Here is a 14,272-nt window from a genome sequence, read left to right as displayed (position 1 = left end):
AGTATCGTGTTCGGCCCGCCGCCGTGGAACGGATAGTCTGCATCCGTCCCCGGTCCTTCCCCCGGGGTGACGTGACGACGGGAGGCCGCACCGCAGTGTCCGATCCGGTTCGCCCGCATCGACTGTGGTGGTGCGCGGCCCTGCTGGCCGTCTCCGTCGGGGCCCGGCTGGCGTGGAACTTCCTCACGCCCAACGGCATGAATCTCGTGGATCTGCACGTATACGTCGACGGTTCGGCGGCGCTGCTGCGCGGCGAACTGTACGACTTCACCTACACCCGGGACACCCCCGAGTTCTCCCTGCCCTTCACCTACCCGCCGTTCGCGGCACTGGTCTTCTTCCCGCTGCACTATCTGCCCTTCCCGGCGGTCGGGGTGGTGTGGCAGCTGCTGACCGTCGCCGCCCTGTTCGGCCTCCTGCGCATCAGCCTCGAGCTGCTGTTCGGTCCCGCGGCGCACGGCGCGCGCTGGACGGCGGTCGCGCTCGTGTGGACGGCGGTAGGAATCTGGACGGAGCCCATCCGCACGACCCTCGACTACGGACAGGTCAACGTGTTCCTGGCGTTCGGCGTGATGGTCGCGGTCCGCAGCAACCGCTGGTGGCTCTCGGGCGGACTGGTCGGATTGCTCGCCGGCATCAAGCTGACCCCGGCGATCGCCGGCATGTACTTCGTGGCGCGACGGCGCTGGGCGGCGGCGTTCTTCTCCGCGGCGACCTTCGCCGCCACCGTCGCCGTCAGCTGGCTGGTCCTCGGCGACCAGGCGCGGACCTACTTCACCACGTTGTTCGGCGACGCCGACCGGATCGGGCCGGTGGGATCGGTGTGGAACCAGTCGCTGCGCGGAGCGCTGAGCCGCATCGTGGGGCACGACGTCGGCACCGGGCCGCTGTGGCTGGCGGCGGTCGCGGTCTCGGCGGTGCTGGCCTTCGCGGCCTGGCGTGCCCTCGGCCCGGACGACCGGCTCGGCACGATCGTCGTCGTCGAACTGTTCGGGCTGCTGGTGTCCCCGATCTCCTGGATGCACCACTGGGTGTGGGTACTGCCGATGCTGCTGTGGCTGGTCTACGGGCCGCTGGCCGGCCGTCTCGGCACCCGCGTGCTCGCCGGGTTCTGGGCGGTGCTGACCGTCGTCGGGGTGCCGTGGCTCCTCGGCCTGGCGCAGGACTCGATGTGGGACATCTCCCGCCCCGCCTTGCTGGCCTGGGCGGGCGCGTGCAACGTGGCCGGGGTGCTGGCGGTGTACGCGTGGATCGTCTACACCGGGCGCCCGGCTCCGGCCCCGCCCGTCAGCCGCGGGCCAGCGCGTCGATCTTCCGGGCCAGTTCCACGTCCGACCCGGTGATCCCGCCGGCGGAATGGGTGGAGAGCGAGTAGGTCACCTTCCGCCAGCGGATGTCGATGTCGGGGTGGTGGTTCGCCGCCTCGGCCGCCTCGGCCACCCTGTCCACCAGCGCGACGGCCTCGGGGAAGGAGGAGGACTCGACGGTGCGCACGATCGCGTTCCCGTCCCGTCGCCACTCGGGGAGCTGGGCGAGGGCGGTCTCGATGTCGGCGTCGGAGAGCAACTCGGCCATGCCCCATTCTGGGACGATGCCGCACATGAGTGCAACGACGGGCCGAGCGGACGAGGTGGTGGCCGGGGCGATCTTCCGCGACGGCCGGCTGTTGCTGGCCCAGCGCGTCGGGCCGCCGGAGCTGGCGGGGCTGTGGGAGCTGCCGGGCGGCAAGGCCGAGCCGGGGGAGTCCGCCGAGGCGGCGCTGCGCCGGGAGCTGCGCGAGGAACTGGGCGTGGAGGTCGCCGGTGCGCAGCGGGTCGGGGTCGAGGTACCGCTGGACGGCGGCCGGGTGCTGCGCGCCTACCGGGTGGAGCTGCTCTCCGGGGAACCGCGGCCGCTCGAGCACGCGGCACTGTGCTGGGTGGACGCCGACGAGCTGGAGCGGATCGACCTGGTGCCGAACGACCGGCTGTGGCTGCCGGAGCTGCGCGCGCACCTCGGGCGCTGACGGCGCGGCGGGTTCGCCGATCGGCGCACCGGGACGTGGCGAACGTCACGATCCGGCCCGCGAACTGGCGAATCGGCCGTCGGCGGGCGCGAGGCACCACGTCCGACCTGTACTGTATTGGAGGCCGCAGTGCCTGTGCGGGCCGTTCGCGGCCGTGAACGGGTGACTCGCATTCGCGACGCGGCCACCGCAAGAACGCCGTACGGGCGAGGTGCCGTCTGGGTCCAGTGCCGTGTGGCCGGACAACAGCCAGGAGAGCCATCGCGTGAGCACCGCCAGTTTCCGCAACGTCGCCATCGTCGCGCACGTCGACCACGGTAAGACCACCCTCGTCGACGCCATGCTGCGCCAGTCGGGCGCCTTCGCCGAGCGCGCGGAACTCGTCGACCGGGTCATGGACTCCGGTGACCTCGAGCGCGAGAAGGGCATCACCATTCTCGCGAAGAACACCGCCGTGCACCGGCACAACGGTGACGGCACCGTCACCGTCATCAACGTGATCGACACCCCCGGTCACGCCGACTTCGGTGGCGAGGTCGAGCGCGGCCTGTCCATGGTCGACGGCGTCGTCCTGCTCGTCGACGCGTCCGAGGGCCCGCTGCCGCAGACCCGTTTCGTGCTGCGCAAGGCGCTCTCCGCGTCGCTGCCGGTGCTGCTGGTGGTCAACAAGACCGACCGCCCCGACGCCCGCATCGCCGAGGTCGTCGAGGAGACCCACGACCTGCTGCTCGACCTCGCCTCCGACCTCGACGACGAGGCCTCCGAGGCCGCCGAGCAGCTGCTGGATCTGCCGGTCCTGTACGCCTCCGGGCGCGAGGGCAAGGCGTCCACGGAACAACCCGAGAACGGACAGGCGCCCTCCGCCGAGAACCTCGACGCGCTGTTCGACGTCCTCATGAAGTACATCCCCGCCCCCAAGGGCGATCCGGCCGCACCGCTGCAGGCCCACGTCACCAACCTCGACGCCTCCGAGTTCCTCGGCCGCCTGGCGCTGCTGCGCATCCACAACGGCGAGCTGCGCAAGGGCCAGACCGTCGCGTGGATGCACGCCGACGGCGTGAAGAACGTGAAGATCACCGAGCTGCTCCAGACCATCGGTGTCGAGCGCCGGCCCGGTGACGTCGCCGTCGCCGGCGACATCGTCGCCGTCGCCGGCATCCCCGACATCATGATCGGCGACACCCTCGCCGATGTGGACGACCCGGTCGCGCTGCCGCGCATCACGGTCGACGAGCCGGCCATCTCGGTGGTCATCGGCACCAACACGTCACCGCTCGTCGGCCGCGTGCAGGGCCACAAGCTGACCGCGCGCATGGTCAAGTCCCGTCTCGACTCGGAGCTGGTCGGCAACGTGTCGCTGCGCGTGCTCGACATCGGCCGCCCCGACGCCTGGGAGGTGCAGGGCCGCGGCGAGCTGGCGCTGGCCATCCTCGTCGAGCAGATGCGCCGCGAGGGCTTCGAGCTCACCGTCGGCAAGCCGCAGGTGGTCACCCGGCAGGTCGACGGCAAGGTGCACGAGCCCTACGAGGAACTCACCATCGACAGCCCCGAGGAACACCTCGGCGCGATCACCCAGCTGCTCGCGGCCCGCAAGGGCAAGATGGTGCAGATGTCCAACCACGCCGCCGGATGGGTGCGCATGGAGTTCATCGTCCCGTCGCGCGGCCTCATCGGGTTCCGCACCGACTTCCTCACCGAGACCCGCGGCACGGGCATCGCCAACGCCGTCTTCCACGGCTACGCCCCGTGGGCCGGGGAGATCCGCGCACGGCACACCGGCTCGTTGGTCTCCGACCGCTCGGGCTCGGTCACGCCGTTCGCCATGATCCAGCTCGGCGACCGCGGCACCTTCTTCGTGGAGCCGGGCAGCGACACCTACGAGGGCCATGTCGTGGGCATCAACCCGCGCGCCGAGGATCTCGACATCAACGTCACCCGCGAGAAGAAGCTCACCAACATGCGCTCCTCCACGGCCGACGTGATGGAGACCCTCGCGAAGCCGATCACCCTGAGCCTCGAGGAGGCCATGGAGTTCTGCGCGTCCGACGAGTGCGTCGAGGTCACCCCGGAGATCCTCCGGGTGCGCAAGGTGCACCTGTCGGCCACCGACCGGGCCCGCGCCCGCTCACGGGAGAAGGCTCGCAACAAGTAGTCGCGGCAGTGGACGAGTAGTGCGGCAGGGGTGGTCCCGGCGCGGCCGGGGCCACCGCCGCATCCCGGAGGGAAGGGAGGCCGGATGCGCAGGATCGCCGGGATCACCGCGGTCGCCGCGGTGCTGGGGTTGACGGCGTGCACCGCCGATCCGCCGCCGCCGATCGAGCAGACCGAGCCCACCCGGACCCCCGCCCCGGTTCCCCAGCTCAACACCGTCGTGGTGGCCGTCGACGACGTGGGCGCCGGGTTCAACCCGCACCTGCTCGCCGACCAGTCGCCCGTCGGCAACACCGTCGCCGGGATGGTGCTGCCGAGCGCGTTCCGGCCCGTGCCCGACCCCGCGCGGCCCGGCGCCACCGCGTGGGTGCTCGACGAGTCCGTCCTCGCATCGGCCGAGGTCACCTCGCAGGTGCCGTTCACCATCACCTACCAGGTGCGCGACGAGGCGCAGTGGTCCGACAGCGCGCCCATCGCCGCCGAGGACTTCCGGTATCTGTGGCAGCAGATGATCACCCGGCCCGGTGTGGTCGATCCCGCCGGATACCGCCTCATCGAGGACGTCGGATCCTCCGGCGGCGGCAAGACCGTCACCGTCACGCTGCGCGAGCCCTACCCGGCGTGGCGGGAACTGTTCACCCATCTGCTGCCGGCCCACCTCGTCAAGGACACTCCGGGCGGTTTCACCACGAGCCTCGCCGAATCGATTCCGGTGTCCGGCGGGCAGTTCCATGTCAAGTCCGTCGACCGTGGCCGCGGCGAGATCCTGCTCGAACGCAACGATCGCTTCTGGGGGACGCCGGCCCGGCCCGACCGGATCCTGTTGCGCCGCGGCGGAACCGACGCGCAGCTCGCCGAGTCCATTCGCACCGGCGACGCGCAGGTCGCGCAGATGCACGGCGGGGGATCCGCGCTGCTCGCCCAGCTCGGCGCGATCCCGCAGGTGCGCACCGGCACCCAACTGCAACCCCGCGTCCTCGAGCTGACCCTCAACGGCCGCACGACCGAGTTCGCCGATCCGCGCGTGCGCCGGGCCGTCCTCGGCCTTCTCGACCCGGACCTGCTGGCCACCGTCGCGGCCGGCACGGAATCGGCCGTCGTCGCGGCCCGTGCGCAGGTGCTCGCCCCGTCCGATCCCGGCTATTCGCCGACGATGCCGCCGCGGCCCGGCCGCGAGGAGTCCCTCGCGCTCCTCGCCGGGGCCGGCTATGTACCGGCCGGTCCGGCGGCGATCGAAGCGACCACCACCCCGACGCCCGAGACGGCGACGACGGGACTGCTCGCCCAGGGCGACGTGCCGCTCACCCTCGTGCTGGGCGTGCCGGAGAACTCGCCGGTGGCCGACGCGGTCGCCCGCACCGCCGCGGACCAGCTGCGTGGGGCCGGCGTCGCCGCCACCGTGGCGACGTTGCCGCCCGACGAACTCTACGGCGACGCCCTCGTCGAGGGAACCGTGCATGCGGTGGTCGGCTGGACGCGCGCCGGAGGCGACCCGGCCGCCGCTGCGCTGTCCCGATTCGGTTGCCCCCCAGTGCTTCCCGAGCAGGATCCCGGCTCCGTCGAGCCGGCTCCCGCGCCCACCCCGACGCCGCAGCCCGCCCCCGACGGTGACGTCGAGCCGGCTCCCGCGCCCACCCCGACGCCGCAGCCCGCCCCCGACGGTGACGCCGGGCCGGTTCCCGACGACGAGATCGAGGCCGCCGAGGCGCAACTCGCCGCACCGAGCAACGTGTCCGGGGTGTGCGACCCCACCCTCGACCCCGAACTCGCCGGAGCCCTGCGCGGCGCCGGCGACGTGCCCGCCGTCCTGGCCGGGGCGCAGCCGAAGCTGTGGGACCTCGCCGTCACCCTGCCGATCGTGCAGGACCGCACCGTGATCGCCGCGGGACCCGGCGTCGAGGGCGTGACGCTGGCCGGCTCGATCCCCGCCGGTCCCCTGTCCGACGCGCAGAACTGGTGGAGGACCACACCGTGACCGATCGGAACACCCCCGCGCCGAAACGCCTGCTGCTGGTGCACGCCCATCCCGACGACGAATCCATCACCACGGGCGGCACCATCGCCCGCTACGCCGCCGAGGGCGCCGAGGTCACCGTCGTGACGTGCACCCTCGGGGAGGAGGGCGAGGTCGTCGGCGACGAATGGGCGCAGCTCACCGCCGACCGGGCCGATCAGCTCGGTGGCTATCGCATCCACGAACTCGGCCGGGCGCTGGCCGCCCTCGGCGTGCCCGCCCCCCGCTTCCTCGGCGGCGCCGGGCATTGGCGCGACTCCGGGATGGCCGGTACCCCGTCGGCCGCGAACCCGCGGGCCTGGGTGAACGCCGACCGCGACGAGGCGGTGGCCGCACTCGTCGCGGTGATCCGGGAACTGCGCCCGCACGTGGTGGTCACCTACGACCCCGTGGGCGGTTACGGCCACCCCGACCACATCCGGGTGCATCACGTCGTGACCGCAGCGGTCGAGGCCGCGGGGACCGGCGCCTACCCGCACGCCGGCGCACCGTGGAACCCGGCGAAGCTGTACTGGACCGTCACCGAGGCGAGCGCCCTGCGCCGCGGCATCGCGGAGATGACCGTCCTGCCCGACGGGTGGCAGCGTCCCGGCCCCGACGACCTGCCGTGCGTGCCCGACCAACAGGTCACCACCGTGGTCGACGTCGCCGGCGTGCTCGACGCCAAGCGGGCGGCCCTGGCGGCGCACGCGACCCAGGTCGTCGTCGCGCCCGGCGGAGCACAGTTCGCCCTGTCCAACCTCGTCGCGCAGCCCGTGCTGGAGCAGGAGCACTACGTGCTCGTCCGGGGCGACCGCGGCGACGTCGACGGCTCCGGCCGGGAGCGTGACCTCTTCGCCGGGCTGAGTTAGTGTGACCACGAGCACCGGACAGGTGATCGCGGTCACACGAGAGGGTCCTGATGTACAACTGGTCCGTCCAGAACCAGATCGTCGCATTCGTCGATTCGCTGCGTCCCTACGCGGACCAGATCAACGCCGCCTACTACCAGGCGCTCTACGGATTCGCGGACCAGGCCAGCCACGTGCTGACGCTCATGGGCTACCCGCCGGTGCCGTGATCGGCCGGGACCCGGTGACCACCTGCCCGCGCCGGTGGCGCACTATCGAACGATGACGGTCGATCCCGCCACCACGGCCACCGAGGTCCCCGCCCCGCCGGCGCCGAAGCCGCGGCCGGGCATCGTCGCGCTGCTGACCTTCGACGGCTTCCTCTGCGCGCTGCTGTCCGTGTTCTTCCTCGGCCTGTACATCGGCACGGTGCCGTTCCCGATCACGATCGTGCTGGCCGGCGCGGCGAACATGCTCCTGGTGCTGGCGATGCGCGCCGAGACCGGGTCCACCTCGCGCGCGGCGTGGCCGCTGTTGGCGTGGATCGTCGGTTTCGTCCTGTGCCTGGCCGGCGGTCCCGGCGGCGATCAGCTCCTCGTCGCCGACTGGCGGACCCTGCTGCTGCCGGTCGGTGCGCTCGCCCCCGCCGGGTTGCACCTGTTCGTCGCCCGCATGGCCGCGCTCACGAGCGCAGTCCGGCAGCCCGCGCCGCGTCCGTGAGCACGGCGGTGAGCATGGCCGGGGTGAGCCGGCCGGTGAACGTGTTCTGCTGGCTCACGTGGTAGCAACCGAACACGTGTAGCGGCCCGCGGTCCGCAGCGTCGCCGCGCGGCGCGAGTTCCACCGCCGTGCCGTGCCCGAATCCGGGGCGGGGACGCGGAACGGCCCAGCCGGCGCCGTCGAGCACCGGAAGCAGTGCCTGCCATCCGAAGCCGCCGAGCACCACGACCGAGCGCAACGTCGGCGTCAGCAGCTGCAGCTCCGCGTCGAGCCAGGTGCCGCAGGTGTCCCGCTCCTGCGGCGTCGGCCGGTTGGCCGGCGGCGCGCAGTGCACCGGCGACGTGACGCGGGTGCCGAACAGCTCGAGGCCGTCGCCGCGGTGCGTCGCGGTGGGCTGCGACGCCAGGCCCGCCGCGTGCAGCGCGGCGTACAGGAAGTCGCCCGAGCGGTCACCGGTGAACATCCGGCCGGTCCGGTTGCCGCCGTGCGCGGCCGGGGCCAGGCCCACGATCAGCAGGGACGCATCCGTCGGTCCGAACCCGGGCACGGGACGCGCCCAGTACTCCTCGTCGCGGTAGGCGGCACGCTTCTCCCGGCCCACCTGCTCCCGCCACGCGACCAGGCGCGGGCAGGCCCGGCACTCGATCAGGCGCGCGTCGAGCGTCGCCAGGTCCGGGGGCCGATCGGTCGGGTTCATCGGCGCGCCCAGATGTCGCCGGCCCCGGGAGTGACCGCCTCGACCAGCGCCCACGCCTGCTCCGCGGGGAGGTCCACCACCGCGTAGCGGCCCGTACCGGCCGGGGTTGCGGCGACGACGGTCGCCACCCCGGCGCGGCGCTGGAAGAACGTCTGCCGCACCGTCCAGCCGATGATGCCGTCCGCCTCGAGCGAGACGCGGCGCCGATCCAGCGACCCGCCGCGGGTGATCAGCCACGTCGTCGCGTCGTGCGTCCCCGCGCCCAGCACGGCATGCCCCAGGCTGCGGTAGCGATCCCACGCCAGCCCCACCGCCGCCACCGTGACGACCGCGGCCGCCGGCCCCCAGGCCGCCACCGGGACCGTGCGGCCGGTGACCGCGACCGCCGTCGCACCGGCGGCGACGGCCAGCGCCACGGGACTCAGCGCCCGGGTGAACCGTCGCCGCCGCGCCGCCGGGCCGTGCGGCCGCAGCGGGGCGTCGAGCTGACGCGTGTCGCGCAGCACCGCCGCCGCGACCCGCCGCGCCTCGGCCGAGGGCGCGGGCGGTAGCAGCAGCGACGACTCGCCGTGCTCGGCGGCGACGCCGGTCATCACCGCGTCCAGGCGGGCCCCGCCGGCCAGGCGCAGCGCAAGTGGCTCGCGAAGGCTCACTCCGCGCAGGCGGCGCCGGTCCAGGGTGGTGTGCCGGTGCCGCAGCAGGCCGTGCCCGACCCGCAGCATCCGCCCGTCGTCGGTGACCGACAGGTCCGCGTACAGCAGCACGTAGCGCACGCACGCCACCAGACTCGCCACCACGCCCAGCACGAGCAGGCCGAGCACGGCGGCGACGAACGGGCCGGCGGCCTCGATCGACGACAGCCCGCGCTCGACGGTGGCCGACTCGCCGATCCGCTCGGCGATCCCGTACTGGAAGGCGAGTCCCACCACCGCCGCGACGGTGACCAGTCCCGTGGTCGAGAACGGGGCGTAGCGCACCCAGCCCGGCCGGAACCGGGCGATCCCGGTTTCGGCCGGCGCGGCCACCTCGTCCGTCTCGTCCGCCGCTCCCGTGTGCGTGCCGAGCAGGGCGGCGCGCAGCGCCGGCACAGCGCCGACCGCCAGGCCGTTCAGCTCGAACCGGTTGCGTTCGTGTCCGGCGCCGGTCCGCTGGCCGGTCCCGATCCGCACGACCGCCAGCCCGAGCAGCCGGTGCAGCAGGCGCTGTTCGACGTCCACGGACCGGATGCGGCTGCGCGGTACCGACAGCAGCTGGCGCTGCAGCAGGCCCCGGCGCAGCTCCACGTGCACCGGTCCGATCCGGTAGGTCGTGGTGAACCAGCGCAGCATGCCGATCACCACCAGCAGCGCGGCCACCGCCAGGCCCCAGCCGTGGTTGCCGCTGCTGCTGCCGAGCACCACCGACGCCACCAGCACCGGCAACAACCGCAGTACCTCCTCGACGGGGTGGATCAGCAGCATCCGCGGATCCAGCCGCAACCACGGCTGCTCGGCCTCGGCGGCGAGGGCGGGGGCGTCCGCCCGCTCCGGCGGCACGGGTACGTCGCTCACGTGGCATCGGCCTGACTGCTGCCGGCGATCGCGGTGAGCCGGGCGGCGGTGGCGTCGGCGACCCCGACGTCGAGGGCGGTGATCTCCACGGCGCCCGCGGACGACGCGGTGGTGACGGTGACGGTCGCGAGGCCGAGCCACCGTTCGATCGGGCCCCGCTCCGTGTCGACCGTCTGGATCCGGGAGATCGGCGCGATCCGGCGTTCCTGGGTGATCCACCCCGTGCGCGTGTACACGGCGGTGTCGGTGATCTCCCAGCGGTGCACCCGGTACCGCCACAGCGGCATCACGGCGATGTGCGCGACGGCGAGAACCGCGGTGGCGACGCCGGCGGCGACGTGCCAGCCCGGGTGCCGGCCGGAGTCGACGATCGCCCACATCACCTGCGCGGCCACGACCGGCACCCACAGCAGCGCGGCGCTCACCGCCCACAGCAGCCGCGCCCTCGGGCTGGGGCGCCACGCCGGATCGGCCATCGTCACCGGCGGCGGGGCGGCCCTGCCGGCTGCCGGGGGCGGCGGGGAGTCGTCCCGGTTCACGCGGTTCTCCTCGTCGGTGGTGTCCAGTCGGTTCCAGGCTAAGCTGATCGGGCGAGCAAACCCGGCAATGCCGCGTCCGGGTTCGGAGTCGACACGAGGAGGAGGACCGCCGTGACCGAATCATCGGAGACCACCGAATACACGGAGCTGCCCGAGGCCGATCGGATCGAGCAGGAGATGCCGGCCGAGGACGAACCGGCCGACGACGAGGTGACCTCGGTGCCGCTCGAGGTGGAGCCCGCGGACGTTCTCGAGCAGAGCCGGGTCGTCCCGGGAGACGAGGACTATCCCCGCGAGTGAGTTCGCCGGGGACGTGCCCCCGAGGTGGCATGGGTACGGCGGGTGGCGCATGATCGGCGAATGACCGATTCGACCCACGACGGTGCCACGCCCGCGATGTTGCCCCTGCCCTCGGTCCGCGCCGGCGCGGCCGGGCCCGTGTCGTCCGCGGCGGATCCTGTGCGGGTTTCGCCGTCGGGCATGCGGCGGGCGTTGCGGCGCGCGCGGGACGGGGCGACGCTCAACGTCGACGAGGCCGCGATCCTGCTCGCCGCCCGCGGATCGGATCTCGAGGACCTGTGTGCCTCGGCCGCCCGGGTGCGCGACGCCGGTCTGCTCGCGGCGGGCAGGCCGGGCACGGTCACGTATTCCCGCAAGGTGTTCGTCCCCATCACCCGGCTGTGCCGGGACCGCTGCCACTACTGCACGTTCGTGACCGTGCCGGGCAAGCTGCGCGCCGCCGGGCAGGGGATGTATCTCGAGCCCGACGAGATTCTCGACATCGCCCGGCGTGGAGCCGAACTGGGTTGCAAGGAAGCACTGTTCACGCTCGGTGACCGGCCCGAGGAGCGCTGGCCGGAGGCGCGGCAGTGGCTCGACGAGCGGGGCTACGACTCGACCCTCGACTACGTGCGCGCGATGGCGATCCGGGTTCTCGAGGAGACCGGGCTGCTGCCGCACCTGAATCCCGGGGTGATGAGCTGGGCCGAGATGTCCCGTCTCAAGCCGGTGGCCCCGTCGATGGGCATGATGCTCGAGACCACGTCGACCCGGTTGTTCACCGAGCAGGGGGAGTGCCACCACGGCAGCCCCGACAAGGATCCGGCGGTGCGGCTGCGGGTACTCACCGACGCGGGCCGGCTGTCGGTGCCGTTCACGACCGGCATCCTCGTCGGCATCGGCGAGACGCTCACCGAGCGCGCCGAATCCATCGCGGCAATCCGCAAGCAGCACAAGGCGTTCGGGCACATCCAGGAAGTGATCGTGCAGAACTTCCGGGCGAAGGACGACACCGCGATGCGCGACGTGGACGACGCCGGACTCGACGAGTTCCGGGCCGCGATCGCCGTGGCCCGGCTCGTGCTCGGCCCGTCCATGCGCATCCAGGCACCGCCGAACCTCGTCGCCGCGGACGAGTGCCGCGCGCTGCTCGCCGCGGGCGTCGACGACTGGGGTGGGGTCTCACCGCTGACCCCGGACCACGTCAACCCGGAACGGCCGTGGCCGAACCTGGACGCGCTGGCACGGATCAGCGCCGACGCCGGGTTCACCCTCACCGAGCGGATCGCCGCCCAGCCGCAGTACGTGCTGGCCGGGCAGCCGTGGATCGACCCGCGGATCGCCGCCCACGTGCGCGCGCTGGCGGACCCGGCGACGGGTCTGGCCCGGGACGTGACCCCGCAGGGGCAGCCGTGGCAGGAGCCCGACCTCGATTGGGAGTCCAGCGGCCGCGTGGATCTGAACTCCGAGATCGACGTGACCGGTCGCAACACCGAGTACCGCTCCGACCTCGGCAGCGCGTTCGGCGACTGGGACACCGTGCGCGAGCAGGTCCTCGCGCTCGGCGCGAATGCCCCGGTGCGGCTGGACGGGGACGTGCTCTCGGCGCTGCGCGCCGCGGAGAAGGACCCCGCCGGTTGTACCGACGCCCAGTACGTCGCTCTCGCGCACGCCGACGGGCCCGGCCTCGAGGCGGTCGTCGCCCTGGCCGACCAGCTGCGCCGCGACACGGTCGGCGACGACGTCACGTACGTGATCAACCGGAACATCAACTTCACCAACATCTGCTACACCGGCTGCCGGTTCTGCGCGTTCGCGCAGCGCAAGGGCGACGCCGATGCGTTCACCCTGTCCACCGCCGAGGTCGCGGACCGGGCGTGGGAGGCGCACGTCGCCGGTGCCACCGAGGTGTGCATGCAGGGCGGCATCGACCCGGAACTGCCCGTCACCGGCTACGCCGACCTGGTCCGCGCGGTCAAGGAGCGGGTGCCGTCGATGCACGTGCACGCCTTCTCCCCGATGGAGATCGCCAACGGCGTCTCCCGCAGCGGCGTGTCCGTCCGCGACTGGCTGACCGAGCTGCGTGAGGCCGGCCTCGACACGATCCCCGGCACCGCCGCGGAGATCCTCGACGACGAGGTCCGCTGGGTGCTCACCAAGGGCAAGCTGCCCACCGCGGAGTGGATCGAGGTGGTCACCACCGCGCACGAGGTGGGGCTGCGGTCCAGCTCGACGATGATGTACGGCCACGTCGACCAGCCGCACCACTGGGTGGGGCACCTGAACGTGCTGCGCGGGATCCAGGACCGCACCGGCGGCTTCACGGAGTTCGTGCTGCTGCCGTTCGTGCACCAGTCGTCGCCGCTGTACCTGGCCGGCGCCTCGCGGCCCGGTCCGACGTTGCGCGACAACCGCGCCGCGCACGCGCTGGCGCGGATCATGCTGCACGGCCGGATCGACAACATCCAGACCAGCTGGGTCAAGCTCGGTGTCGCCGGCACGCAGGCGATGCTGCAGGGCGGCGCCAACGATCTCGGCGGCACCCTGATGGAGGAGACGATCTCCCGGATGGCGGGTTCCCAGCACGGCTCGGAGAAGACCGTGGCGGAACTCGTGGCGATCGCCGAGGGCATCGGTCGCCCGGCCCGCCAACGGACCACCGCCTACGCGCCGCTCGCCGTCGACGGGGGCGCCCTCAGCGGGGCCGGCCGGTGAGCCCCCGGCTGGGCGACGGAGTCGTCGCGGCGGCCCTGGACGTGACCGCCGCGGGCGCCGGGCCGCTGTTCGACCTGGCGTACCTCGACCCGTTCGGGCTCAAGGCCCGCACGTTCGTGCCGACGGTGCGGGAGCGGACCCCGGTCGAGCAGGTGCTCGACGCGGCCGCGGCCGTGCTCGACGCCGGTCGCGTGCCGGGCACGGCGGCGTGGGCGGCCGCCTCGGCGCAGGAGCGGGTGAACTGGTGGGTCGGTGGGCTCGGCTCGGTCTCGACGCTGCCCGTCGCATTCCCGGGCATGCTGGGAGTGGTGGGCCGGATGCTGCCGCTGCAGGACGCGCTCGGCGTCGTCAACCAGGCGATCGTGCTGCTCGCCGTCGCCCGGGAACGCGGAGTCCACGACCGCGACCGCCAGGTGCGGATGCTCGCGGCCGTGCTGTGCCGCCGCGACCTCCTCGGCACGGGCGAAACCGGGACGCCGCTGTCGTGGGTGCGGCGTCCGGTGCGGTCGACGATCGACCTGGTCCGGGCGGTGAACGCGGAACTCGCGCGGCGTCCGCAGCCGTCGGGCGCGTGGCGCGCGCTCGGAGTGCTGCCGCTGGTGGGGGCACTGGCCGGATACGTCGGAGAGCGGTCCGCCCTGTCCCGGGCCGCCGCGGACGGGCAGCAGTGGCTGGGCGCCCAGCAGGGGCCCGTCTAGTCAGGGCACCCTAACTCGGAGGGGCGTCCCCGCGGCGGGGGATACTGGACGTCGACGGACGCGGAGCGCGCCCC

The 14,272-nt window shown here is 73.2% G+C and carries 14 protein-coding genes; 10 read left to right on the top strand and 4 right to left on the bottom strand.

What is annotated here, in order from left to right; all coding sequences use genetic code 11:
- Positions 1 to 95 precede the first annotated feature (95 nt).
- Positions 96 to 1,343, top strand: a complete 1,248-nt coding sequence (locus G6038_RS04000) for a mannosyltransferase (RefSeq protein ID WP_165036032.1) — start codon at positions 96 to 98, stop codon at positions 1,341 to 1,343.
- On the opposite strand, the gene G6038_RS03995 is transcribed toward G6038_RS04000, so the two are convergent.
- Positions 1,288 to 1,575 (bottom strand): 4a-hydroxytetrahydrobiopterin dehydratase, encoded by a 288-nt coding sequence (locus tag G6038_RS03995; RefSeq protein WP_165036031.1) that lies wholly within the window; start codon positions 1,573 to 1,575, stop codon positions 1,288 to 1,290. The genes G6038_RS04000 and G6038_RS03995 overlap by 56 nt on opposite strands.
- A 25-nt stretch (positions 1,576 to 1,600) precedes the next feature.
- Here G6038_RS03995 and G6038_RS03990 point away from each other — a divergent pair, with 25 nt between their 5' ends.
- The 6 genes from G6038_RS03990 to G6038_RS03965 all read left to right on the top strand — a co-directional run bounded on the left by G6038_RS03990 (position 1,601) and on the right by G6038_RS03965 (position 7,720).
- Positions 1,601 to 2,005, top strand: coding sequence for a (deoxy)nucleoside triphosphate pyrophosphohydrolase (locus G6038_RS03990; RefSeq protein WP_165036030.1), 405 nt, complete (start codon positions 1,601 to 1,603; stop codon positions 2,003 to 2,005).
- Between the two features lie 265 nt (positions 2,006 to 2,270).
- Positions 2,271 to 4,157, top strand: coding sequence for a translational GTPase TypA (gene typA, locus G6038_RS03985; RefSeq protein WP_165036029.1), 1,887 nt, complete (start codon positions 2,271 to 2,273; stop codon positions 4,155 to 4,157).
- Positions 4,158 to 4,241: 84 nt separating this feature from the next.
- A complete protein-coding gene (locus tag G6038_RS03980; protein ID WP_165036028.1) occupies positions 4,242 to 6,131 on the top strand; it encodes an ABC transporter family substrate-binding protein in 1,890 nt (629 codons plus the stop codon).
- Positions 6,128 to 7,021 (top strand): N-acetyl-1-D-myo-inositol-2-amino-2-deoxy-alpha-D-glucopyranoside deacetylase, encoded by an 894-nt coding sequence (mshB, locus tag G6038_RS03975; protein WP_165036027.1) that lies wholly within the window; start codon positions 6,128 to 6,130, stop codon positions 7,019 to 7,021. Before G6038_RS03980 ends, mshB begins: the two co-directional genes overlap by 4 nt.
- Before the next feature lie 50 nt (positions 7,022 to 7,071).
- Positions 7,072 to 7,230, top strand: coding sequence for a hypothetical protein (locus G6038_RS03970; RefSeq protein ID WP_006933951.1), 159 nt, complete (start codon positions 7,072 to 7,074; stop codon positions 7,228 to 7,230).
- Between the two features lie 52 nt (positions 7,231 to 7,282).
- Positions 7,283 to 7,720 carry a hypothetical protein gene (locus G6038_RS03965; RefSeq protein WP_165036026.1) on the top strand — a complete coding sequence of 146 codons (438 nt, stop codon included), beginning with the start codon at positions 7,283 to 7,285 and terminating at the stop codon, positions 7,718 to 7,720.
- Here G6038_RS03965 and G6038_RS03960 read toward each other — a convergent pair.
- Genes G6038_RS03960 through G6038_RS03950 form a run of 3 tightly spaced genes read right to left on the bottom strand, consistent with a single transcriptional unit; the run spans position 7,683 to position 10,443 of the window.
- Entirely contained in the window at positions 7,683 to 8,417 is a 735-nt protein-coding gene (locus G6038_RS03960; RefSeq protein ID WP_165036025.1) for a uracil-DNA glycosylase, read from the bottom strand. The two genes, G6038_RS03965 and G6038_RS03960, sit on opposite strands and share 38 nt — an antisense overlap.
- Positions 8,414 to 9,967 (bottom strand): PH domain-containing protein, encoded by a 1,554-nt coding sequence (locus G6038_RS03955; RefSeq protein WP_165036024.1) that lies wholly within the window; start codon positions 9,965 to 9,967, stop codon positions 8,414 to 8,416. Before G6038_RS03955 ends, G6038_RS03960 begins: the two co-directional genes overlap by 4 nt.
- A complete protein-coding gene (locus G6038_RS03950; protein WP_165036131.1) occupies positions 9,964 to 10,443 on the bottom strand; it encodes a PH domain-containing protein in 480 nt (159 codons plus the stop codon). The genes G6038_RS03955 and G6038_RS03950 overlap by 4 nt, the downstream gene beginning before the upstream one ends.
- Positions 10,444 to 10,617: 174 nt before the next feature.
- Here G6038_RS03950 and G6038_RS03945 point away from each other — a divergent pair, with 174 nt between their 5' ends.
- From G6038_RS03945 to G6038_RS03935, 3 genes are read left to right on the top strand one after another with little or no spacing between them, the layout of a single operon-like run.
- Positions 10,618 to 10,806 carry a hypothetical protein gene (locus tag G6038_RS03945; RefSeq protein ID WP_006933961.1) on the top strand — a complete coding sequence of 63 codons (189 nt, stop codon included), beginning with the start codon at positions 10,618 to 10,620 and terminating at the stop codon, positions 10,804 to 10,806.
- 60 nt (positions 10,807 to 10,866) lie between these two features.
- Positions 10,867 to 13,500, top strand: coding sequence for a bifunctional FO biosynthesis protein CofGH (locus G6038_RS03940; RefSeq protein ID WP_165036023.1), 2,634 nt, complete (start codon positions 10,867 to 10,869; stop codon positions 13,498 to 13,500).
- Positions 13,497 to 14,198: a hypothetical protein gene (locus G6038_RS03935; protein ID WP_165036022.1), complete on the top strand. Its 702-nt coding sequence runs from the start codon at positions 13,497 to 13,499 to the stop codon at positions 14,196 to 14,198. The genes G6038_RS03940 and G6038_RS03935 overlap by 4 nt, the downstream gene beginning before the upstream one ends.
- The last annotated feature ends 74 nt before the right edge of the window (positions 14,199 to 14,272 follow it).

Source organism: Rhodococcus sp. 14C212, assembly GCF_011058195.1.
Lineage (GTDB): Bacteria > Actinomycetota > Actinomycetes > Mycobacteriales > Mycobacteriaceae > Rhodococcus > Rhodococcus aetherivorans.
The sequence above is the reverse complement of the archived record's forward strand: the minus strand, read 5'-3'. Positions and strand labels throughout refer to the sequence as shown.